Source organism: Sporosarcina sp. D27, from assembly GCF_000586555.1.
Classification (GTDB): domain Bacteria; phylum Bacillota; class Bacilli; order Bacillales_A; family Planococcaceae; genus Sporosarcina.
In genome coordinates, this window is sequence record NZ_AZUC01000047.1 from 1 (window position 1) to 22,417 (window position 22,417).

Consider the following 22,417-nt stretch of genomic DNA (forward strand, 5'->3'; position numbering starts at 1 on the left):
CCCTCGGAAAGCGTCCGCTCGGAGCGGAAATCAACTTTTCCTAGTCAATACTATTGTAAAAGAAAAAGACTGTAGACAAACCCCGTGATTTCTGGAGTTTGTCTACAGCCTGAAGACCGAAGCTTTCGCTTCGGTCCTTTTTTTATGCTTTCACTAATTCTTCTTCCGTTGCAGGAGTGTAACGAAGTACTGGCTTACGCGCAGCTTTCGTTTCATCCAAACGATTAATGACTGTTGTATGAGGTGCTTCTTGAACGATTCCAGGGTTTTCTTCCACTTCTTTTGCGATTTGAATCATCGCATCGATAAAGGAATCGAGCGTCTCTTTAGACTCTGTTTCAGTTGGCTCGATCATCATGCCTTCTTCGACATTGAGTGGGAAGTAGACTGTTGGTGGATGGAATCCAAAATCGAGCAGTCGCTTCGCCATATCGAGCGTCCGAACACCAAGTTTTTTCTGACGACGCCCTGATAAAACAAACTCATGCTTACAGTGCTGTGTATATGGAAGATCGAAAAATGGCTCCAAACGACGCATCATATAGTTCGCATTCAGAACTGCATTCTCCGTGACTGCTTTCAAACCATCTGGTCCCATCGAGCGGATGTACGTATAAGCACGCAAGTATATTCCGAAGTTCCCGTAAAACGGCTTTACACGACCAATGGATTGTGGAACGTCGTAGTTGAATGTGTAGACACCATCGTTCTTTTCTAATACAGGTTTTGGCAAGAAAGCAACTAGATCTTTCTTCACACCAACTGGACCAGAACCTGGACCGCCACCGCCGTGTGGCCCTGTGAACGTTTTATGCAAGTTTAAGTGAACTGCATCAAAGCCCATATCACCAGGTCGAGCCTTTGACATGACTGCATTCAAGTTGGCGCCATCGTAATATAACTTCCCACCTGCGCCGTGGACGATTTTGGCCATTTCCATAATGTGTTCTTCAAAAAGACCAAGAGTATTCGGATTTGTTAACATTAGAGCCGCAGTATCGTCTCCAACCTTCGCCTTTAAGTCTTCGATATCCACAAGACCGTTTTCATCAGAGTTAACGGTAACCGTATCAAATCCTGCAACCGTTGCAGATGCTGGATTCGTTCCGTGTGCAGAGTCTGGAACGAGCACTTTAGTACGCCCTGTATCTCCATTTGCTTCATGGAATGCACGAATCATCATCAATGCAGTCCACTCACCATGTGCTCCAGCTGCTGGTTGAAGTGTAACTTCATCCATACCTGTAATTTCACATAGATGTTCTTGCAAATCGTAGGCAATTTCCATTGCACCTTGTACAGTTGACTCATCTTGCAATGGATGAATGTTCGCAAAACCTGGAATTCGAGCAACCGCTTCGTTTATTTTCGGATTGTATTTCATCGTACATGATCCCAGCGGATAAAACCCTGTGTCAACTCCATGATTTCGGTTCGATAAAGCGGTATAGTGACGCATGATATCCAACTCAGAAACTTCTGGAAGTGCAGCATCTTCTTTACGAACTAACGAATCGGGCAGGAGCGCTGACAAATCTACTTGAGGAACATCCAAATCAGTTAGGCTGTATCCAATACGTCCTGGTTTTGAGACTTCAAAAATGAGTGGTTGGTTTTCGTTATGCATGGACGGCCTCCATTTCCTGCACAAGTGCATCAATCTCTTCTTTCGTCCGTTGCTCAGTCACTGCAAATAATGCGTGATTTCCCATTCCTTCATATGTCAAACTGAGATCATATCCGCCGATAATACCTTGCTCTAGCAATTGTTTGTTCAACTCTTTCACTGAACGCTTGCAATCTACTACGATTTCGTTAAAGTGTGAATTCCCTCCAAGAACTGTAAAACCAGCTTTTTCAAATGCTTGCTTAGCATAATGAGTTTTTGCATAGTTTTGGTAGGCAATTTCACGTGCACCAGTTTTACCTAGAGCTGTCATCGCGACAGAAGCTGCAAGTGCGTTCAACGCTTGGTTTGAACAAATATTGGAAGTGGCTTTATCGCGGCGAATATGCTGTTCACGTGCTTGCAATGTAAGTACATAGCCCCGTCGACCTTGATCATCTGTCGTTTCGCCGACAAGACGTCCTGGAACTTTACGCATAAGTTTCTTAGTTACTGCGAAATAGCCGCAATGCGGCCCACCGAACTGCTCAGGGATACCGAAGGGTTGTGCATCCCCAACTGTGATGTCTGCCCCGAGTTCGCCTGGAGGTGTTAAAATACCAAGTGCCAATGGATTGGATGATACGACAAACAAAGCACCATTGTCGTGCGCTAACTCACCGATCGCCTGTAATTCTTCAACTTGACCGAAGAAGTTTGGATATTGCACCAGAACAGCAGCCGTATCATCAGCCAACAATTTCTTTAATTCTTCGACATCTGTCACGCCATCTTTTTGCGGAATTGTGATTACTTCAATCTGCTGACCATCCGCGTATGAGCGAACTACATCTCGGGATTCCGGATGAACGGCTGCAGAAACGAGTAGTTTCTTTCTTTTCGTATGTCCTGCAGCAAGGGTTCCGGCTTCAGCAAGCGCAGTACCGCCATCATACATAGAGGAATTTGCAAGATCCATACCCGTTAACTCACAAATCATCGTCTGGAATTCAAAAATCGCTTGAAGTTCCCCTTGAGAAATTTCCGGTTGATACGGCGTATATGCTGTGTAAAATTCAGATCTAGAAATAACATGGTCGACAATGATTGGCTTGTAGTGATCATAAACGCCTGCTCCAAGGAAGGATGCATACTGTTTGGAATCCGCATTTTTCGCTGCTAATCTAGAAAGCTCTTTAAGTAATGCAGATTCGGATTTTGCTTCCTTAATGGCTAAATCCCTAGTGAAACGAACACTTTCAGGTATGTCTGCGAACAGTTCGTCGACGGAAGAAATTCCGATAACATTCAACATTTCTTCACGATCGGCTTCAGTCATTGGCATATAACGATGCATCATAAATAGTTCCCCTCTTTCCCTTTGTACGGAAATAGTATCCGTTTCACTTCATGAGCGCTTATAAAATGGTGTTTCTATAATTAGAGCTTTCAGCTTTTTATTTCTGACTTCCACTTCAAGTTCTTGTCCAAGTTCAGATACATCTTGGTTCACTAGCGCAAAGCCTATATTTTTTTTCAATGTAGGAGATTGTGTTCCAGTCGTTACTTCACCGACCAATTCGTCATTGTGATAAACGGGATATCCGGTACGCGGAATTCCTTTGTCTATCATTTCAATTCCGACAAGTTTGCGCGGAACGCCATCTTGCTTTTGTGCAGACAAAACTGATTTACCGAGGAAGTCCTCTTCCTTTTTCAATTTCACAACAAAACCAAGTCCAGCTTCCAGTGGTGATATTTCTTTCGACAATTCTTGTCCGTACAATGGTAAACCCGCTTCAAAACGAAGTGTGTCCCTTGCACCGAGACCTGCTGGAACTAATCCATCTTCTTTCCCTTCGGTCAATATTCGATCCCAGAGAATAATTGCCGCTTCAGGAGAACAGTAGATTTCAAAACCATTTTCTCCAGTGTATCCGGTACGCGATAACAACGTTTTTTCACCAGCAATATCCACATTGTCTTTAAAACGGAAGAAACGAATTTCTGCCAGTGGTTCATCTGTAAGGCGTTGTAGAATGGTTTCTGCTTTAGGTCCTTGCAATGCAAGTAACGCCCAGTTCTCCGACTGATTGTCAATTTGCACGTCTTCATTAGCCTGTTCTTTCATCCAGCTAACATCTTTTTCAATATTGGATGCATTTACAACTAAAAGATAGTCGTTTTCTCCCCGTTTATAGATTAACAAATCATCGATTGTGCCGCCATCTTCATAACACATAGCAGTATACTGCGCTTGCCCGTCTACTAATTTTGCAACATCATTCGTCACAAGCTTTTGCAAGAAAGGTAATGCGCCTTCTCCACTCACGAGAACTTCACCCATGTGGGATACATCGAAGAGTCCAGCGTTTGTTCGTACAGCTTCATGTTCTGCTTTTATGCTAGAAAACTGGACTGGTAGTTCCCAACCACCAAAATCGATAGTTTTTCCATTATACCGCACATAACTATCAAAAAGCGGTGTTCGTTTTAAAGTTCCTGACAACACAATCTCCCCCATTCATCTAAAAAAAAGAAAGAGACCCCCTTTTTTAAAAGAGAGCCCCTGTCCATCCTTCTGAACGCTCCATACTGCGGAAGCTAACTTCAGAGGTCGGCCACAATTGACCAACACTGTTCAGAGATGCGTCCAACATGAGTCTTTTTGCCTGAGAGATTCATGACGTTGTCACTTGCTCCTTCGGCGGCGCTTTGTGCGCTCTCTCCCCATGCATTCATCCGCACTATTCAATTGTTGCAAGATAGTTTAAGATTCCGAAAACTAATATCTTTCGACCCTATCTTACCAGTTTGCCGATTGAAGTGCAATTACTTTTGAGAGCCGCTTAATGGATCTTAAGGGATTTCAATTGAATCTGTCTCACTAGATAAACGTTCCATTTGGAATGCGATGTACTCTGTGACTTTACTAAGAGATCGCTGCCTTGTCTGAACTATGAAATGTGCAGATTGTTTATACGCATCGTAGCGTTTGTGGTAAAGTTGCTCGATTTCTGCACGGGATGAGCGCTGAACAATTGGCCTGTTTTTATCCGTTGCAATCCTTCGCCAGATATCTCGAAAAGGGGCGTCAAGGAAAAACACCAGTCCAGTTGCACGCATGAGCTTTCGATTTTCTTTACGCATAGCAACACCACCACCCGTTGCGATGATACACTTTTCGTCTCGAAAGGTTTGAAGAAATTCCGTTTCCATCTCACGAAATCGTTCTTCCCCAAAGGTTTCAAAAATTTGTGGGATCGTCATACCTGTTTTCTGTACGATTTCATGATCCATGTCATAAAAGGGGAGCTTTGTGAAAAAACTCAATCGCTTTCCGATTGCACTTTTTCCACACCCCATGAATCCAACTAGGTATACTTTGTTCATAAAATCATCCGCCCTGCATTTTTGTTATCGCTGCCTTCTCATAAACCGTTCCCAGCGAATCATACGTTCCATATAAACTATCATGCCACGAAACGAATGTAAAAAGAAAGAGGGAGACGAAAAATAATAATGCAAGTGCCATTAAAAGGACGACCCCATGTTCATCTTTCACTAAGACCAACCGCAACCCTCCTTTGGCGTTTGGTACCATCTTGAAGCGTTACAGAGACTACGAGTAATGGACCTTCATCAACGAAATTTACTTTTTGTACATTTGTTAGCAATGGAACATGACCCTGACTTCCAACTCTCCTTCGTATGACACCACCTACGTTGCTATACTCGGTATTAGCAGATGTATCCATCATAAAGGCGGTTAAAACCGTTCCATCAGTGTTGACGCCAATCGTTTTCACTGCCGAGAGATCTGTTTGCAAATCCACCATAAACAGCTCCCATTCAGTAGTTTGACTATCCGTTAACTGGTTATGTGTGGATTCTTTAAAGAGCAGGAACAGAATGATGAGGTGTAGGAACGCGGCCGCAATGAGCAGTTGAAACAAACTTTCAAGCAACGTATATCCTGACTCATACCGGTCTCCCTTCAAGGTATACAAATCATTTCTGTATTGTTGGCTGTTGGATAATTAACGCACAACCGATCATTTACTACTGTCCATTCATATTCGGTACCGTCTTCAGTTCGAACTCCTTCGCTAATTCCATAAGTCGTATAGAGCAAAGCCCCTTGATACATCGTTTCTTTTGCTCTCATCTCATGTTTTTTGTTTTCTAATCCTGATAGCATCCTAAACGATAAAGGCAGTAACGTACTAAAAATGACCATCATAATAGTTAAAGTTAAAATGGCTTCCGGCCAGGAATAACCCGATTCATTCATAGAGTAGCATCCTCCCCCTTTGGAACTGAAATTTAATCTTTTTCAATCCGCTTGAAGTTTCAAAAGTCATGGTCCCTGTTTTATACATATTTCCGTTTTTCTGAAAACTGATATTCCGTAATGTACTCGTGTTGTCAAATTTTAAGGTTGGTGGAAAGTTGGTTATTGTCATCACATTAGTATCAGAGTACGTCACCGAATACGTTTTCCCATCATTCGTGAAACTAAGCCACGTAGTCGTTTGATGCGCAATTGAATATGCCTGCATCTTTTGAATCGTCGCCTTAAATGCTTCTAGCCCGTCCCGTTCCGACTGCACGGTTGTCCAGCCACTGCTAACCGGCATAATAATTGCAGTTAGTACCCCTAAGATTGTGAGTACCAGGAGCAACTCCAAAAACGTCATACCTTGTTCAACCGAGTTGTTCATTCAGTTCCAGAAGCTGATTTAGGATTAATCACTTTTCCCTCAGCATTTATTGTTAGCTCGGTACCATCCGGACATTTCGCCTCTGCAGGTAAATAGTCTTTAGCAGTTAAATCATCAAGACTAGTAGGAATTTGTTTCGTATCCATTTTGTAAGCCTGCACTTGCCCTTCCACCATTTTCAAGTAGGCATCACATCCCTTTGTGTCAATGGATTTCGAGTGCTTTGTTACGTTAGGAATCGCAACTAAAATCAGCACAGAAATAATTAATAGTACAATCATCATTTCTATTAAAGTGAATGCTTTCTCATTGCGTAGAAATTTCATTGAATTTGCTCCTTTTACATGTTTTTTATCATTCCGTACACGGGCAATAAAAGTGCTAAATAAGCTGCGATTATACAAACGGCTAGAGCGACAAACAAAACTGGTTGCAACATGGCCATCATCCGATTCACCTTTCGATCGATTGTGCTCCCTAACTGCTCACTATAGAGCAACAATTCCTTAGCTAAATGGCCACTGTCAGATCCGTGTTTTGCAAAGAACGATAAGTCTCGCGTAAGTCCATCTGTAAGATTTATCGCGATATGAAATGGTTGTCCTTTTCCTGCTTCTTCATGAATTGATTGTGCAACTTGCGCTAGAATAGGATCCGTTTTTTGTTTCGTTAAAATAGTCATAGCTTCTTGAATTGAATTACCCGCTGCGAGTAAGTTTCCGGTTTCAGAAGCAAATAATCGCGTCAAAATGCTTCTATACATTTCACCAACTAACGGAAGCGCTACTACTCTTTTGATTTTTGCTGCTGGACTTAATCGTTTCAAATAGACTCTAGTAAATACTAACAAAGCCCCACCAACTGCGATTCCTCCTAATAACATATCAGGTGCCTTCGCTACAACACGGGGTAAGTACTTTTCAATACCTTGTGTTGTCACCGATCGCGAAGTTGCTAGCGTCTCGAAGTTCGGTAAAAAATAAATCTTGAATGCAATTAGCAATAACGCCATCGCAAACATGAGTACAACTGGGTAAGTCGCTGCTTGAATGAATTTCTGTTTTCTTAGTTGTGCTGCTTCTAGACGAAGGGACGCACCATTCAAGGCTTCTGCTAACCTTCCATCAGTCTCGGACAACTCCACGGACAATAATATCCTGTCTGGAAATCCGAGAACTCTGAGTACTTCTGAAACGTTGGCTCCTCCTCTAAAAATGTCATCGATTTCTTGTATCAAGCTCAAACTATTTAAACTGTGATGAGGAAGCAATAACGAAAAACATTCATGAATGGTATAGCCTTCCTGCAGTAATTCAGAAGCACGCAAAAGAAACATCGACTTGTTTTTTACAACGAATAACGAGTCCCTTTTGAGTGAAAACCAACGCTTATGGTGAATAGCTGGAGCTACTGTATTTTCTCGCAACTGCCTCTACGCTCCCTTCTTCAGAGAGATAAATCGGTTCTTTCTTACTAAGTGAGTCTTTAAGATACTCTAATTCTTCATCTTGATAAATCTCAAAAACAGCAGCCAGTTCGCCATCAGATTTACGAATGAGACGCTGAGCTGATATGCAAACAGCCGTCTGCCGTAGCTCCTCTGCTGAAATACCGAAATCCATCATCCTGTAAAAGCAGCCTAAAGGATCTTTTGCGTGGACGGTAGTTAAAACTAAGTGACCAGTTAAAGATGCTTGCACAGCAATTTTCGCTGTTTCAGCATCGCGAATTTCACCGATCATAATAACATCCGGCGAATGACGTAGAATCGCTTTAAGTCCAGCTGCATAAGACATACCCGCTCGTTCATTCACTTGAATTTGTAGTAAATGATTATGAGGATTTTCAACTGGATCTTCTAACGTAATTACGTGACGCTCTAACTCATTAACACAGTGTGCAGTTAACGAATAGATTGTCGTGGTCTTGCCGGAGCCAGTTGGACCTGTGATCATGAAAAGCCCTTGTTGCTGAGTAATAGAGTTTTTCAGCATTTCAGCCCATGATGGTTCGATACATAATTGATCAAGTGATACAATCCGGTCATGTTGTTGAATTCGTATAACTGCACTTTCATTTAAATGTATGGATGGAATTGTTGAAATACGAAATGAGTAGTTACTTTTGTTGAATTGTTTGTGGAAAGAACCGCTTTGAGGTTTTCGGCGGTCACTAATATCGAGGGAAGATAGAAATTTGTAAAAAGAAATCATACGGGTCGCTAACTGTGGGGGGAGTTTACCGATCCGTTCCAGCTTTGTACTTTTTTTGTGGAACAAGCCATAACCATCTTCAGTTGGCACAAGGTGAATATCTGTTGCATCCACATCAATTGCTTTTTGCAATAGTTGAAAGCATTTTTGTTCGATCACATTTTCTTGAGTTTCCATGTACACCCCTCTCTCTATAAACATAAGACCGCTTTATGTCTTGCCCATAGTATAATGCCCCTTATGACAAAAAGGAATAGTTTGAGCGAAAGTAACATTTTGGATACCCATAGTCGTATGTCGATTCAATTTTCATTTAATTTAAATTATTTTAAAATCACGGATCTGTCACATCGTGCCCTTTACTTTGAGTTTACTTTTGACAACACTATCCTATATAATAGAGAGGAGTTTATTGTATTGTTGTAAGGAGGGACGCACTTATGGATAATATGTTCAAGCTGTGTGGTTTCTGGACAGGGATTTTCGCAGTTATGTTTTTTGTTGGTCACATGGACCAAGTCGCACTTTTATTTGTCGCAAGTACTATTTTCTTCATGCTGCTCGGCTACATGAAACTTACGGAAAGAATGTACTTGTATATGTTTGGCGCGTACTTAATGTTATTTACAGTTGGGTTCACGTACTATGCAACATTCATTCACGTACCAGGAGCAGGACACTAAAAGTAAAAACAGCCGAAATTCGGCTGTTTTTTTAAAATCCATTTAGAAATGGATTTGAGTCCATCTCGTCTTTAGGAGTTGTTTTGGGCCCATGACCCGGGTAGACTTTATAATCTTCATCTAAAGTTAATAACTTCTGCTCAATCGCTGTCAGCAATTGATGTGTGTTCCCTCCAGGAAGGTCTGTACGACCAACTCCTTGGCGGAACAACGTGTCTCCGACAATAACGAACCGATTATCATGGAAGACGTAACTTACGCTTCCTGGTGAGTGGCCTGGAGTATGACGTACTTCGAATTCAAAGGGACCAAGTTGCATTGAGCCCTCACGTTCAATAATATGATCTGCCAGTTGACATACAACAGGTGTTAACATTGGATATTTCGCAGATCCATTTAACTCTGGATTGCGCAACCATAAATTTTCATCTTTATGGATGTATACCGGAATGTCGTATTGCTTACGTATCGGCTCAAGTGCTCCAATATGATCGAAGTGAGCATGTGTCAGTAAAATCCCTATCGGCTTCATATTTGCAGCTTCGATTGCTTCAATAATTTTCTCTGGCTCTTCTCCTGGATCGATTATTAGGCAATTACCGTCGGGATTACTAATCAGATAACAATTCGCTTGTATAGGACCGAGCGGTAAGGTTTTAATTTTCATAAGAATCGCCTCCTCTACTTTATAGTACGGAATCCTTGCAAAAATTTCAAACAATCGTCACGTTTACAACTCGACAAACTATCACCGAAACAGTACAATAGAAGGTGAGTATTGCTAACTAGGCATTCATCTGTTCTTTTTTGAAAGGAGTGTCATCATTCATGAATCTTTTAATGGTTATTTTTGGTCTTATTGCAATTTTAGCTGTAGTTGGTACCGTGCAAGGATTCAAAGAGCGTAATTTGCTCAGTATTGTATTTAACCTATTGGCAGCCGTAATTTTTGGTGGCTTTACAATTGCTACAATTGTTTTCCAAGGCTATCCACCATCCCTACATTAATGTCAATCGAAAAACATCTTTTGCTTAATTGCAAAAGATGTTTTCTTTTTTTATCTCCATATTAGACAACACACAAAACCCGATTGCGCGGTATAGCTCGCAATCGGGTTATTTTTTATTCTTCACCTTTTATTTCTGTCTGCTGTTCTGAATGATTACCTTGCCCATCTTTAAATCTTAGCAAGTCACCGTTAATGATGGTATCTGAGTACTCAAGCTCTTTGCTTGCTCGCTCTACATAAGGCGCACATAGCTCTCTATCTGTCGGTTCACCCGTTTCAGCATCATAACAAACCTCATGTGCATAAACGTATTTGTCAGTTATAAATCTGCCGTCTCTAAATATTACAAAGTCCTCATGTTCTTTCGAGAACAAGTCAGAACCGAACTGTAAATCATCTTTCGTATCAATTCCGGCCAAATTTAGTACTGTTGGACGAATGTCCATTTGACCTGCAAGTTCATGCATCACTTTCCCTTTACCATTGCCAGGAATGTGAATGAAGAATGGAACTTTTTGAAGTTCAGCATTATCATACGGCGTAATCTCTTTATTCAAATACATTCCCATTGCTTTATTATGGTTCTCAGAAATACCGTAGTGATCACCATACATCACAATAATAGAATTATCGTATAGACCATTTGCTTTAAGTTCTTCGAAAAATACTTTGATTGATTCATCCAAGTAGCGAGAAGTTTGGAAGTATTTGTTTAATGTTTTCGAATTTGATGTGTATGGAGGAATTAGCATATCCTCATCATCCAAATCGAAAGGATGGTGATTGGTTAAAGTCAGCATCCGAGTAGAAAATGGCTGTGGCATCTCTTTCATCATCTGTACAGACTGTTCAAAGTATGGAATATCTTTCATTCCCCAGTTTACAGCTTGACCTTCACCAATATCGTAGCTTTCCACATCATAGAACTTTTCTATACCAAGTGCTTTGTACATGATGTCACGGTTCCAGAAGCTCCGGTTATTCGCGTGCATAACGTTAGTAAAGTAACCATTGTCAGCTAGTTTTTCTGACATAGAATCGAATGTATTACCACTGTGTGTAAAGAACACGGCACTACCATTTCTCGGATATATCGAGTTTTCTACAATGAATTCTGCATCCGATGTTTTACCTAATCCTGTTTGGTGGTAGAAGTTATCGAAGTAGAAAGTATCTTTATCCTTTGTCAATTCGTTAAGGAATGGTGTAATCTCATGACCATCCATTTCTTCGTTAATAACAAAACTTTGTAGGGATTCAAGAGAGATTGTAATAATATTACGACCTTTTGCATCTTCGAACATTTCTACACTTGGTTCTTTGTGGTTCGCATGTACATAGTTTTCAACTTCAGAAAGCTCACTGCCATCAGCCAGGACACGCTGTGCATGCGACTTCGACTGGATGATCAAGTCATAAATGTGATAGTTGTACGTACCAATGTTTTTCACAAGTAGTTCGCGGTCAAAACTTCGTGTCAATAATTGAGGACGCTCTGCTTCAGCAAGACCTAAGTTCACCATGAACAAAGCTGCTGTTGCGATGAAATATAACCGACGACTCATTTTGAATTGATTTACAGTCTCAGTCGGCTGAGGAATAAATTTCACAGCAAGTGCCACAATAATTACATCCGTGAAAAAGAAAATATCAGTTCCGTGAATGTTTGCCATAACCGATGAAGACAAGTCTCCGAAGTTATTTGTTTGGAAAAGCGTTGGAATCGTTATGAAATCACTGAAGAAACGATAAAACACTGCGTTTGCAAACATTACAATCGATGTTAACGCACTGACAGTAATTATATAAATATTACGGCGTTTCGTTGTTTTGATGAATAGTGCTACTCCATAAACTAACAATAAAAAACTAAGCGGGTTTATAAAGAGAATGAATTGTTGAACCATGTTGTCTATACTCATATTAAAACTTGTCAAATAACCGAAGTAGGTTGTTAGCCAGGTTGCAAGAACTGCAATCACTAGCACAGAGTGTTTCGGCCAGTTAATTCTACTCATTCCATCTCGTCCTTTCTAAATCGTAAACATGTATCTCCTTATTTTAACGTTTTAGGACACACAAAAGTTTCACTTTAACAAAATTCATTGGAATGATGTGGTTACTTTTCAGGAGTTTCCACACATTTAGACAACTCATTTCGTATGAGTAATGATGCACTGATATAGTCCTCTTTCATGATAAGATTGTCATCATACAAATCTTTCAATTCTGACTGCATTAATAATATATCTGCTCTTCTATCACCCGTATAGATATATGCACCAAAACGCTTCATAAGTCTTATGACGTCCCAAAATTCTTTCAATCCTGTTTGTTGCATTGAATTTCACGCTCTTCTGTGATTATTTTCTTCACTGGTATATCATGACTTTCAATCGGTAATTGGTCGACAAGCTGAAGTTCAAAAGCTAAGGCTACAGTTTCTCCGGTGTAGGTTGAAAGATAACGATCATAATAACCGCCTCCATAGCCTATGCGGTACCCCTCTTTTGTGAACACAACTCCGGGAACAATCAGTAAATCGATTTCAAACTTATTCACAGATTCTGTTATGAATGGATTAGGTTCTTGTAAATCCAAGTAAACTGTCTCTAGTTGTTGAAAGGAAGTAATTTTTTTAAAATCCATTGTTTTTTGTTCCGGATTACATTTCGGAACTACAACATTTTTACCTAATTTCCAACAAGCTTCAATAATTGTACGTGTTTGAACTTCAGTCGAACGTGACATAGTAATAGCTACCGTTTCAGCTTTTATAAATTCTGCGGTTTCAAGGAAGCGCAAACGTATACAATCTGACTTTCTTTTATATTCATCCGCAGACATATTTTTCAATTTCAATAAACAATTTTTCCTGATTATAGTTTTCATTATATACTCTCTTCCCTTCTTTTTGAAAGAAAAAACCAAAACCGTGATAGGTTTTGGCATGAGCAATTATTTCGTTTCACGGTGAAGCGTTTGCTTCATTTCACGTGAGCAATATTTTTTCATTTCAAGACGTTCTGGATTGTTACGCTTGTTTTTCTTTGTGATATAGTTACGCTCACCACATTCTGTGCAAGCAAGTGTAATATTTACGCGCATTGTTGTCCCTCCCACTCATCAGCGATAGTAGAGTATTTATGAGCATGATTTATACGACTGTTCTATTGTATCATAAATCCAATGATTGTCTAGCAAGAAATCAAAATTCCTAATTGGTTTTTGATATGGTACCATTAAGTAAACTAACTAACCAAGGAGGGCGCTAATGTGTCACTGCCTATCACCCTTATGATTGTCGGGATAATCGCTTTATTCGTCTCCATCTTTTTTGGATCAAAACAATCGAATACCGACGAAATCGAAAATATTTCAATCAGTTTACACCAAGAAACTAGCCACTTGAAAAAAAGGTTGAAAGCACTAGAAGAGGAGCTAATGGTAGAGCCTGCCCCCCTCACTCATTCATCCCGATCTACCGAAATGCCAAAACCGGTACATACGATTATCGTAAGCCAGATTATTGCGCTTCACGGTCAAGGATACTCTATTGAGGATATATCCAAACGCTCTTCCCTCCCTTCTGAACAGGTACTCTCAGTCCTTCGCTCGAAAGGTGTGCGCGTATGATTCGACAACTCCTCCAACTTATAGGCGTCGGATGTTTAACTGCAGGCGCTGTTTTATTTTTCACTAACGGGGATATTTCTTCAGAAGACAAAGAGTATGTGAATCAGGACAAGGCAATTGCAGAGCTCAATCGAGAATTAGCGACTGTTAAAGCTGCTTTAGCGGATGCTCAAAAAGGAACCAAAGCTGATAAAGAAACTACAGTATCAACTCAAAAGTCCGACGAATCTGGGAATAAGGAATCTGGTATCAAGATGATTCTCACCCTATCATCCGGTGATACTTCTAAAGATGCTTCTGATTCACTTGAAAAATCGGGAATCATCAAAAGCGCATCAGAATTTGAAGGGTATCTAACAAAGAATGGTTTATCCGGAAAGATGCAAATTGGGCAGCACGAAGTGGATTCATCTATGGATTTTGCAGAACTTGCCAAAGAACTTACAACTGTAAAGCAATAATAAAAAGACAAGCTTAGTATCACTAAGCTTGTCTTTTTATTTTCGAATTCTATTTTTCAGTTCCGGCTTCCACTTTTATCGGCGGCTTAATAGTCTGTGTCTCTGTAGAGAAAATTTCAGACTCAGCTCTTTTTTTCTTCAGTGCAAAATACTCTTTGACAGCCGCTTGGGCAATGTCATTATTCGGATGGGCATAACCAGTTGTATAGGTTGACACGTGCGGCACAATAACGGAATATGCAATTTCAGGGTTCTCATATGGAGCAAAACCTACGTGAGCCACAGAAACTGTTTGAGTCCCCCATAGAGATCGGTCTTCGCCTTCATAATACCCTGCCTGTGCAGTACCCGTTTTCCCTGCAGCATCGAAATCTTCACCTTGGAAAATGTTGTATGCAGTTCCCTTTGGCTGATAGTACGTATAATGCATCCCTTTTTTAACTCGGTCAATTTCTTCAGGAGTATTATTAATTCGGTTGAGAATCTTCGGATCATTCTGTTCCAAGAGAGCTCCAAATTCTTTCCCATCTTTTGAAGGCTCATATACAGCCTTCAGTACTTGTGGTGCAATTCTATAACCACCATTTGCAACAGTGGAAACATACTGCGCAAGTTGAAGGGGGGTGTACGTATCATACTGCCCAATTGATAAGTCGAGTAATTTACCAGGTTCTTTGCGGTTTGGTTCTGGTGATGACCCAGACACTTCGCCTGGCAAATCGATTCCTGTTTTAACACCTAAACCGAATGAGGCATAACTGTCTCGTAATTTGTTGAATGCATCAAAATCGATTTTCAAGCTACCGCCTTTTACATAATTATAGTTTGCTATATCCATTGCAATTTTGAACATGTACACGTTGGAGGAGCGTCCAAGTGCTTCAATGTCATTAACGGGAATACGGGAATTTTGGTTAAAAAGAGATGCTTTGCGTTGTTTACCTACATAGATAGGTTCATCAATTTTCGTTTCTCCTATACGCAATGCATCATGCTGATAACCACTTAAAACAGTAGCTAACTTCACAGTCGATCCCACTTCATATGACGTACTGAACGTACCGAATGTGTAGTCTTGTACTGATAATTTACCCGTTTCTTTGTCTTTCACAATCCTTTTTCCAACCATGGACAATACTTCACCTGTATTCGGGTCCATCATCACTAAGAAGGCTCGATCTAATAATTGAGAGCCACCCATTCGTTTTGCTTTCAACAAATTATCTTCCACAATTTTTTCAAGATTTGATTGCAGTTCAGTATCCAATGTCAACATCAGATCTTTTCCTGGTTCCCCTTCACGAACTGTTTTGGTTTCTACGACTCTCCCAGTTCTATCCTTAATATTTTTCACAACTGTCTTCTGACCTTTTAGCAAATCTTCATAATATCGTTCAATGTAACTTTTACCTACTCGGTCATTCCGCGAATAACCACGTGATAGGAAATAGTCCAGATCAGTTTTAGGAATTCCTTCTAACGGGCTAGTCGTCGTTCCAAGGATTGCGCTATCTGACATCTTGACACGTTCCCAATCTGTTGTCGTATTGACTCCCGGAAGTGATCCAAGTTGTTCAGAGACCGTTGCAAATTCTATATCGGTCACATCCTCACTCTTAACGATTTGCGGAGTGTAGGCGTACCCTGACATCATTTCCCTGTAAATCGCGAGCACTTCAAGCTCACTTTCTGTAAATGAATCCAATTCTTCGTCTGTAATGCGATCCCGTGTCATCTTCGTAATTTCACGTTGCGCATCCTTTTTTGAGATGGATTCGTCATTTTGAAGCGCCAACTGCTCTTCCTCCGTAACTTTTTCCATCGCTTCATCAGGATGTAACAGAATCCAAAAGTCTTTTTTGTCACCCAGAGTGACTCTCGTCGTAGGTTTGTCAATTAACTTCGCAAGTTTTTTAGCAGTTTTCAACATCTCTTCAGACGTTGTAGAAGTTGTCTTCGTATATGTAATCGCATTTCGTGGTTCGTTATCAACGAGCAAATGACCGCTCCGATCAAAAATCCGGCCTCTTGGAACACTTGTGTTTACTGCGATTTCTTCTTTACGTTCTAATTCACTCTTATATTCTTCCCCTTTAACAATTTGCAAATATCCTAAACGAAAAATTAGCAACGAAAACAAAACGAATATAGAAAAGAACAAAAAGTTCATTCTGAAGGAAGTCAATTTGCGCTGGCGTACTTTTGCCTGATCGACTTTACGCTGATTTTTCCTCACGTTTTCCCCCTCCTTCATTAGGTGCACATCAAATGAATTATAGCATTAAAAACGAAAAAGCACACATCTTGACGAACAAGATGTGTGCTTGGTTGCATCATTCACTTACTTATTTTCTGTATAATGCTTTTGTACTTCATCCCAGTTAACAACATTCCAAAATGCTGAAATGTAATCAGGACGACGGTTTTGATAGTTTAAGTAATAAGCATGCTCCCAAACGTCAAGGCCAAGAAGTGGAGTCTTACCTTCCATTAATGGATTGTCCTGGTTTGGTGTAGACATGATTGAAAGTTCTCCGTTATCAAGAACTAGCCAAGCCCATCCAGAACCAAAGCGAGTTTTTGCAGCATTCGCAAACTCTTCTTTGAATTTGTCTAAGCTTCCGAACTTCTTGTCAATTGCTTCAGCTAGAGCACCAGTTGGCGCTCCGCCACCGTTTGGTGAAAGAAGTGTCCAGAATAAGGAGTGGTTCGCATGACCTCCGCCATTATTGCGAACTGCAGTACGGATATCTTCAGGAACTGCATTCAAATCTGAGATAAGCTCTTCAACAGATTTAGCAGCAAGATCAGCATGTCCTTCCAATGCATTATTTACATTGGTAACGTACGTATTATGATGCTTCGTGTGGTGAATTTCCATCGTTTCTTTGTCGATGTGTGGTGCTAGTGCATCATATGCATAAGGCAATTCAGGTAATTTATAAGCCATTTCCAATTCCTCCTTGAATGATTGAATTCTTTCCTACCCTTCAAGATTATCAAACTTCCCATAGTCATTCAATTATCTTGTCTTTTATGTGACGAAGAAGATGAAAATACCGATCATAACAATCATGACAACACCTTTGACGATAACAGATGTTAAAAATCCGACCAACGAACCAATTCCTGAACGAAAGGCTTGTTTAAAACCAGCACGCGTAATGAGTAATTCCGCAAAAACAGCACCAAGGAATGGTCCAATTAGAATTCCTGCGACCGGAATGACGAATGGCCCTATGAGAAGCCCAATCGTACTCCCCCAACCTCCAGCATTAGATCCTCCAAAGCGTTTAATACCGAAAAGGTTTGCAATCGTATCTGCTCCAAACAATAAAATAGTGAATAAAATTTGTATTGTCCAGAACTGCCAGCCCATGGAACTGAATGTATCAATTAGCCCGTAGAGCAAAAAGCCGCCAATGATGAAGAGAACGGAAGGAATGACCGGATAGATTAAACCAATAAAAGCAACAACGAAAAACAAACTTGCTACAATCCATGCAATCCAATCCATCCAACTTCCTCCTCCCTTATGCGCGTTTTCCTAAAACCGCTTCTGCAATATTGACAGCATGGTCTCCAATTCTTTCCAAGTTAGAGACAATATCGACAAATACAATACCAGCTTGTGCAGAACAGCCACCTTCATTCAGACGAATAATATGGCTCTTTCTACATTTGCGTTCCATTTTGTCTATTAACTCCTCTTGTTTAGCAACAGTACGTGCAAGCTCCCAATCGTTCGTATCTAATGAATCCACTGCTTTTTGTACTGTACCAATAGTCAGTGCAAACATCTCTGAAAGTTCTTCCAGAGCATCTTCAGAAAGCTTCACCTTATTAACTTCTCTAAAGTCAATGAGTTCGATGATATTCTCAAAATGATCTCCAATTCGCTCGATGTCGCGAACCGTATCCATCAACATGACGTGTCGAACGGATTCCACTGGCGAGATATTGACTGCAGAAATCTCAACTAGATAGTCCGTGATTTTACGGTCCAAATTGTTAATGGCATCTTCAATTTGATACGCCGTTTCTGCATGGCTCTTCTTACTACTCTTCAAGTATTCGAATGTTTCTTCTAATCCTTGGACAGCAAACGAACCCATACGAATGATTTCTTCTTTTGCTTGTCCAATAGCAACGGCTGGAGACTGAGTGATGAAATGAGGATCCAAATGTTTCGGTTTATATTCAATCGTCACATCCTCACCAGGAATGAGTTTCGTTACAAAATACGCCCAAGCACCGATGAACGGAAACTGGATTACTGTGTTCACAACGTTAAAGGTACCATGTGCGAACGCAATTTGCATTTTCTTATCGAGTCCAATTGTACTTGTAATCCATTCCACGTAAGCAGTGAAAGGAACAAGGAGAATCATGAATATGGCCGCTCCAAGAATATTGAACAAAACGTGGGTTGCAGCCGCACGACGGGCAGCAACAGACGCGCCAATTGAAGCTAAAATTGCGGTTATCGTAGTTCCGATATTGTCACCGAACAAAACAGGCAAAGCAGCTTTCAAATCGATAAGATTTTCCGCATATAAGCCTTGCAAAATCCCTACAGTCGCACTGGAACTCTGAACGATTAAGGTGAACACCGTCCCTGCAACCACTCCAAGCATCGGGTGGTCTGCCATCGAAACGGTCAAATCGGTAAAGGAGTCAAGTGTTTGTAAAGGTACCATCCCTTCACTCATGAGTTCAAGCCCTAAGAACAGTCCTCCAAACCCGAACACAACCTCACCAAAATGTTTTACCGTCAGTTTTGGGATGAAGAAAATCATGAACGCACCAACCGCCATAATTGGCAACGCGTAAGCACCTACGTCCAAACCGATGATAAATGCAGTAACGGTTGTACCGATATTAGCACCCATAATGACTCCAATTGCTTGTCTAAGCTTCATGAATCCTGCACTTACGAGACCGACTGTGATAACCGTAGTACCCGAACTAGACTGTATGAGACAAGTTACAATAATACCCACTAGGACACCCATGAAAGGGTTGGTTGTAAAACGGTCGAGAATTGAACGTAGCCTATCTCCAGCTACTTTCTGAAGACCGTCCCCCATGTATTTAATGGCGAAAAGAAAGATACCTAGTCCGCCAAGAAATTGAAACGCCACTTCCTGCCAATTAATATCCATGTAATGCGCAACCTCCAATAACGATATGTATACTCCCCTATTATTGTCGCCGACTTCTCATATGTAAATAGACAACGGTCAATCTTTACAATCCCTTAACATTTGACATGCTAAACTGGCTAATGTTGTGACAATCCCTACCCAATTACATAGTACCGATGCTAAACTAGCGATATACCCAGAAAGGAGTCACCGTTTTGAAGAACTATCAATTGTTTTTTGCTTCCATCCACGAGCCAAAAAAACTCGCAGCTTTCCGATTGCTACCTATCGGAAAAGTATTTCAATACGTATTTCTATTTGTAATTCTTTCAACCTTGGTGTCTTTTATACGATTCCTTACGGGAGATATTGATTTGTTCGGCTCTTCTCAAGAATTGATCGATTACGCAGCAACTGTCGGTGGTTTGCTCTATCCAATGGCATTTGTCCTTCAGCTTGTCATTAGCACGTTTTATTTATTCATCCGAGTTAGTTTCTTCGGGCTTGTTGGGCTTGGGCTTTTAAAAATTTTCAAGCGGCGCGGAGAATACAGGCATATGTGGCGTACTTCAGCTGTTTCACTCTCTGTCCCTATTTTAGTTTCTTTAGTTCTTGATATCGCCCACGTTGAAAATGCCTTTAATTTCCCAATAACTGCTGCGATACATATTGTGTATTTGGCAATGGCTGCAAATTATTACCCGAAACAACCACAATCAAAAGTAAGTCGCGCATAAATGTCTCCCTTCACGCATATCTTGTGCGAAGGGAGGCTTTTCTTATGAGACTACTATTCACCGCGCTAGCTGTATTCGCGCTTATCCATATGCTAAAAAGTGATTTGACAGAAGGTACGATTCAACTTGCAGCTTTCGCATCAGATGAACCCACTTGTGAAGAAGTGGACAAGCCAGTATCTATTGTTGTCACAACGGTTCAAGGCGATACGATTGAAACACTATTTGCACTCTATCCAGATCCAAGTTTGACTTTCATCGATCGATTGACGGTTTTTTATCAACTCAACCCTCATTTACAACTTCAGGACATTGTAGGTGGAGAGCAGATTGAAATTCCACTTAGTAGTGAAACCGTCACATTTTGCTCAAAACAATAGAGTGCGGAGGGCAGTTCCTTGTCTTTTTAGCACAATGATTGATAAAATGTACTATAGGAAACAGTAGTAATTCGAAGTAAGGAGAGAAAATAATGACTGAAATGATACATCGATCCAACACTCGTCCTGTTAAAGTCGGGAATCTTACAATTGGAGGAAGCAACGAACTATTCATCCAAAGTATGACGACGACTAAAACACATGACGTGGAAGCAACTGTTGCAGAAATTAAGCGTTTGGAAGAAGCAGGAGTTCAGATTGTCCGCGTTGCTTGCCCAGATGAGCGCGCAGCCTATTCAATCGGCGCGATTAAAGCACAGATTAACATTCCACTCGTTGTCGATATTCACTTTAACTATAAACTGGCACTGATTGCGATTGAGCAGGGTGCTGATAAGATTCGTATTAATCCTGGTAACATCGGGAAGCAAGCAAAAGTGGAAGCTGTTGTTAATGCAGCGAAAGCAAAAGGAATTCCTATTCGTATCGGCGTAAACGCTGGATCTCTTGAGAAGAAAATCCTTGAGAAATATGGCTATCCAACTGCTGACGGTATGGTTGAAAGTGCCCTGCACCACATTAAAATCCTTGAAGATCTCGATTTTCATGACATCATCGTTTCGTTGAAGGCATCTGATGTGAACTTGGCAATTGAAGCTTACAAGAAAGCTGCAGCTGCATTCGACTACCCTCTTCACCTTGGTATTACTGAATCAGGTACACTCTTTACTGGTTCCATTAAGAGTTCTGCAGGTCTAGGAGCGTTACTATCTGCAGGTATCGGTAACACTATGCGTGTATCATTGAGCGCTGACCCTGTCCAAGAAGTTAAAGTGGCACGGGAGTTATTGAAAGTATTCGGACTTTCATCGAACGCAGCAACGCTCATTTCATGCCCGACTTGTGGACGCATTGAGATTGACTTGATATCTATTGCAAATGAAGTGGAAGAATATATTTCACATATTAAAGCACCTCTTAAGGTAGCCGTTCTTGGCTGTGCGGTTAACGGTCCAGGAGAAGCTCGCGAAGCAGATATCGGAATCGCAGGTGCCCGCGGCGAAGGTCTTCTGTTCATGCACGGAAAAACAGTTCGTAAAGTTCCTGAAGAGACAATGGTTGAGGAATTGAAGATGGAAATTGATAAGCTTGCGGAAGAGTATTTCGAGAAAAAGAGACAAGAAGAACTGCTTGAAGAAAGTGGAGCGTCTAAGTGAAAAACTATCGATTCGGTATCGATATTGACGGAACTGTAACGACTCCATCCTCTCTACTTCCGCATATAAATAAAAAATTCGGATGTGAGCTCGTTTTAGATGATATTAAAGAGTATGATCTGACAACCGCTTTCGATGTCGATCCTACAGAATTTTACAAGTGGTATAAAGAGGCTGAACCAGAGATTTGTCTAGCATCCTCTACGCAAGAACAAGCTAAACAATTTTTGACAGACTGGCAGAAACAGCAAGCAGAGTTGTATTACATCTCTGCTCGCGGTTCTGAAGTGATGGATGTCACAATGGAATGGTTCAAGCGTGAGCAACTCCCCTATGACCATGTCGAGCTAATCGGCAGTCATCGGAAAATTGAAACCGCCCGCAAATTCGGAACAGACGTGTTCTTCGAAGACAAACACGATAATGCTGTCGATCTCCACGAGGAGCTCGATATTCCTGTCCTCCTTTTTGACACTCCATATAATCGGAACGCTATTCCCAATGGTGTCATCCGGGTCAATAACTGGAACGAAGCTAATGAATGGATACAGCATAATTTCTTTACAACTCGAGTGAACTAAAAAAGGAAAGGCTCAGTTTTTG

28 protein-coding genes and 1 riboswitch are annotated in these 22,417 nt (G+C 40.9%); of the genes, 8 read left to right on the top strand and 20 right to left on the bottom strand.

The genetic code is table 11. The annotated features are described in order from the left end of the window. Positions 1 to 142: 142 nt before the first annotated feature. The 11 genes from gcvPB to comGA form a co-directional block, all read right to left on the bottom strand. Positions 143 to 1,627, bottom strand: a complete 1,485-nt coding sequence (gene gcvPB / locus N693_RS0110515) for an aminomethyl-transferring glycine dehydrogenase subunit GcvPB (RefSeq protein WP_025784738.1) — start codon at positions 1,625 to 1,627, stop codon at positions 143 to 145. Continuing rightward, positions 1,620 to 2,966, bottom strand: a complete 1,347-nt coding sequence (gene gcvPA, locus N693_RS0110520; protein ID WP_025784739.1) for an aminomethyl-transferring glycine dehydrogenase subunit GcvPA — start codon at positions 2,964 to 2,966, stop codon at positions 1,620 to 1,622. The genes gcvPB and gcvPA overlap by 8 nt, the downstream gene beginning before the upstream one ends. Before the next feature lie 48 nt (positions 2,967 to 3,014). Continuing rightward, positions 3,015 to 4,130 (bottom strand): glycine cleavage system aminomethyltransferase GcvT, encoded by a 1,116-nt coding sequence (gcvT, locus tag N693_RS0110525; protein WP_037593140.1) that lies wholly within the window; start codon positions 4,128 to 4,130, stop codon positions 3,015 to 3,017. A 126-nt stretch (positions 4,131 to 4,256) separates the two neighbouring features. Beyond that, a riboswitch (glycine riboswitch) is annotated at positions 4,257 to 4,348 on the bottom strand. Positions 4,349 to 4,465: 117 nt separating this feature from the next. Continuing rightward, the gene (locus tag N693_RS0110530) at positions 4,466 to 4,999 is read right to left on the bottom strand and encodes a shikimate kinase (protein WP_025784741.1); all 534 of its coding nucleotides are present in this window, start codon (positions 4,997 to 4,999) and stop codon (positions 4,466 to 4,468) included. Positions 5,000 to 5,003: 4 nt separating this feature from the next. Continuing rightward, the gene (locus N693_RS20230) at positions 5,004 to 5,180 is read right to left on the bottom strand and encodes a hypothetical protein (protein ID WP_156028912.1); all 177 of its coding nucleotides are present in this window, start codon (positions 5,178 to 5,180) and stop codon (positions 5,004 to 5,006) included. Beyond that, on the bottom strand, positions 5,161 to 5,607 hold the full coding sequence (gene comGF / locus N693_RS19185; protein WP_025784742.1) for a competence type IV pilus minor pilin ComGF: 447 nt from the start codon (positions 5,605 to 5,607) through the stop codon (positions 5,161 to 5,163). Before comGF ends, N693_RS20230 begins: the two co-directional genes overlap by 20 nt. Further along, positions 5,604 to 5,900: a hypothetical protein gene (locus N693_RS0110545; RefSeq protein WP_025784743.1), complete on the bottom strand. Its 297-nt coding sequence runs from the start codon at positions 5,898 to 5,900 to the stop codon at positions 5,604 to 5,606. The genes comGF and N693_RS0110545 overlap by 4 nt, the downstream gene beginning before the upstream one ends. Beyond that, positions 5,893 to 6,330 carry a prepilin-type N-terminal cleavage/methylation domain-containing protein gene (locus N693_RS0110550; protein WP_025784744.1) on the bottom strand — a complete coding sequence of 146 codons (438 nt, stop codon included), beginning with the start codon at positions 6,328 to 6,330 and terminating at the stop codon, positions 5,893 to 5,895. The genes N693_RS0110545 and N693_RS0110550 overlap by 8 nt, the downstream gene beginning before the upstream one ends. Beyond that, the gene (gene comGC / locus N693_RS0110555) at positions 6,327 to 6,656 is read right to left on the bottom strand and encodes a competence type IV pilus major pilin ComGC (protein ID WP_025784745.1); all 330 of its coding nucleotides are present in this window, start codon (positions 6,654 to 6,656) and stop codon (positions 6,327 to 6,329) included. Before comGC ends, N693_RS0110550 begins: the two co-directional genes overlap by 4 nt. 14 nt (positions 6,657 to 6,670) lie before the next feature. Beyond that, positions 6,671 to 7,756 carry a competence type IV pilus assembly protein ComGB gene (comGB, locus tag N693_RS0110560; protein WP_025784746.1) on the bottom strand — a complete coding sequence of 362 codons (1,086 nt, stop codon included), beginning with the start codon at positions 7,754 to 7,756 and terminating at the stop codon, positions 6,671 to 6,673. After that, positions 7,719 to 8,720 carry a competence type IV pilus ATPase ComGA gene (gene comGA / locus N693_RS0110565; protein WP_025784747.1) on the bottom strand — a complete coding sequence of 334 codons (1,002 nt, stop codon included), beginning with the start codon at positions 8,718 to 8,720 and terminating at the stop codon, positions 7,719 to 7,721. Before comGA ends, comGB begins: the two co-directional genes overlap by 38 nt. Positions 8,721 to 8,983: 263 nt before the next feature. On the opposite strand from comGA, the gene N693_RS0110570 reads away from it, so the two are divergent. Continuing rightward, complete coding sequence (locus N693_RS0110570; RefSeq protein WP_025784748.1) at positions 8,984 to 9,226, top strand: DUF2626 domain-containing protein; 243 nt, start codon at positions 8,984 to 8,986, stop codon at positions 9,224 to 9,226. Between the two features lie 31 nt (positions 9,227 to 9,257). Here the strand turns inward: N693_RS0110570 and N693_RS0110575 are convergent, their stop codons facing one another. Further along, positions 9,258 to 9,893 (bottom strand): MBL fold metallo-hydrolase, encoded by a 636-nt coding sequence (locus tag N693_RS0110575; protein WP_025784749.1) that lies wholly within the window; start codon positions 9,891 to 9,893, stop codon positions 9,258 to 9,260. A 161-nt stretch (positions 9,894 to 10,054) separates the two neighbouring features. On the opposite strand from N693_RS0110575, the gene N693_RS0110580 reads away from it, so the two are divergent. Beyond that, positions 10,055 to 10,234: a DUF2759 domain-containing protein gene (locus tag N693_RS0110580; protein ID WP_025784750.1), complete on the top strand. Its 180-nt coding sequence runs from the start codon at positions 10,055 to 10,057 to the stop codon at positions 10,232 to 10,234. Positions 10,235 to 10,349: 115 nt separating this feature from the next. On the opposite strand, the gene N693_RS0110585 is transcribed toward N693_RS0110580, so the two are convergent. The 4 genes from N693_RS0110585 to rpmG all read right to left on the bottom strand — a co-directional run bounded on the left by N693_RS0110585 (position 10,350) and on the right by rpmG (position 13,344). Further along, entirely contained in the window at positions 10,350 to 12,254 is a 1,905-nt protein-coding gene (locus N693_RS0110585; protein WP_025784751.1) for an LTA synthase family protein, read from the bottom strand. 101 nt (positions 12,255 to 12,355) lie between these two features. After that, complete coding sequence (locus N693_RS0110590; RefSeq protein ID WP_253271185.1) at positions 12,356 to 12,577, bottom strand: YqgQ family protein; 222 nt, start codon at positions 12,575 to 12,577, stop codon at positions 12,356 to 12,358. After that, positions 12,559 to 13,128 carry a 5-formyltetrahydrofolate cyclo-ligase gene (locus N693_RS0110595; protein WP_037593142.1) on the bottom strand — a complete coding sequence of 190 codons (570 nt, stop codon included), beginning with the start codon at positions 13,126 to 13,128 and terminating at the stop codon, positions 12,559 to 12,561. The genes N693_RS0110590 and N693_RS0110595 overlap by 19 nt, the downstream gene beginning before the upstream one ends. 66 nt (positions 13,129 to 13,194) lie before the next feature. Next, positions 13,195 to 13,344 (bottom strand): 50S ribosomal protein L33, encoded by a 150-nt coding sequence (gene rpmG, locus N693_RS0110600; protein ID WP_025784754.1) that lies wholly within the window; start codon positions 13,342 to 13,344, stop codon positions 13,195 to 13,197. A gap of 168 nt (positions 13,345 to 13,512) precedes the next feature. On the opposite strand from rpmG, the gene N693_RS0110605 reads away from it, so the two are divergent. Then, positions 13,513 to 13,872 (top strand): hypothetical protein, encoded by a 360-nt coding sequence (locus tag N693_RS0110605; RefSeq protein WP_025784755.1) that lies wholly within the window; start codon positions 13,513 to 13,515, stop codon positions 13,870 to 13,872. Then, positions 13,869 to 14,333, top strand: a complete 465-nt coding sequence (locus N693_RS19680) for a hypothetical protein (RefSeq protein ID WP_025784756.1) — start codon at positions 13,869 to 13,871, stop codon at positions 14,331 to 14,333. Before N693_RS0110605 ends, N693_RS19680 begins: the two co-directional genes overlap by 4 nt. 49 nt (positions 14,334 to 14,382) lie before the next feature. On the opposite strand, the gene N693_RS0110615 is transcribed toward N693_RS19680, so the two are convergent. The 4 genes from N693_RS0110615 to N693_RS0110630 all read right to left on the bottom strand — a co-directional run bounded on the left by N693_RS0110615 (position 14,383) and on the right by N693_RS0110630 (position 19,498). Further along, positions 14,383 to 16,569: a penicillin-binding protein 2 gene (locus tag N693_RS0110615; RefSeq protein ID WP_025784757.1), complete on the bottom strand. Its 2,187-nt coding sequence runs from the start codon at positions 16,567 to 16,569 to the stop codon at positions 14,383 to 14,385. A gap of 105 nt (positions 16,570 to 16,674) precedes the next feature. Further along, positions 16,675 to 17,283, bottom strand: a complete 609-nt coding sequence (gene sodA, locus N693_RS0110620) for a superoxide dismutase SodA (protein ID WP_025784758.1) — start codon at positions 17,281 to 17,283, stop codon at positions 16,675 to 16,677. A gap of 84 nt (positions 17,284 to 17,367) precedes the next feature. Continuing rightward, complete coding sequence (locus N693_RS0110625) at positions 17,368 to 17,850, bottom strand: DUF456 domain-containing protein (RefSeq protein WP_025784759.1); 483 nt, start codon at positions 17,848 to 17,850, stop codon at positions 17,368 to 17,370. A 16-nt stretch (positions 17,851 to 17,866) separates the two neighbouring features. After that, entirely contained in the window at positions 17,867 to 19,498 is a 1,632-nt protein-coding gene (locus tag N693_RS0110630) for a Na/Pi cotransporter family protein (RefSeq protein WP_025784760.1), read from the bottom strand. 197 nt (positions 19,499 to 19,695) lie between these two features. Here N693_RS0110630 and N693_RS0110635 point away from each other — a divergent pair, with 197 nt between their 5' ends. The 4 genes from N693_RS0110635 to N693_RS0110650 all read left to right on the top strand — a co-directional run bounded on the left by N693_RS0110635 (position 19,696) and on the right by N693_RS0110650 (position 22,395). Then, positions 19,696 to 20,217, top strand: coding sequence for a DUF1189 family protein (locus N693_RS0110635; RefSeq protein ID WP_025784761.1), 522 nt, complete (start codon positions 19,696 to 19,698; stop codon positions 20,215 to 20,217). Between the two features lie 44 nt (positions 20,218 to 20,261). Then, on the top strand, positions 20,262 to 20,597 hold the full coding sequence (locus tag N693_RS0110640) for a hypothetical protein (protein WP_025784762.1): 336 nt from the start codon (positions 20,262 to 20,264) through the stop codon (positions 20,595 to 20,597). Between the two features lie 92 nt (positions 20,598 to 20,689). Then, a complete protein-coding gene (gene ispG, locus N693_RS0110645) occupies positions 20,690 to 21,814 on the top strand; it encodes a flavodoxin-dependent (E)-4-hydroxy-3-methylbut-2-enyl-diphosphate synthase (RefSeq protein WP_025784763.1) in 1,125 nt (374 codons plus the stop codon). Next, positions 21,811 to 22,395, top strand: coding sequence for a nucleotidase (locus N693_RS0110650; RefSeq protein ID WP_025784764.1), 585 nt, complete (start codon positions 21,811 to 21,813; stop codon positions 22,393 to 22,395). The genes ispG and N693_RS0110650 overlap by 4 nt, the downstream gene beginning before the upstream one ends. The last annotated feature ends 22 nt before the right edge of the window (positions 22,396 to 22,417 follow it).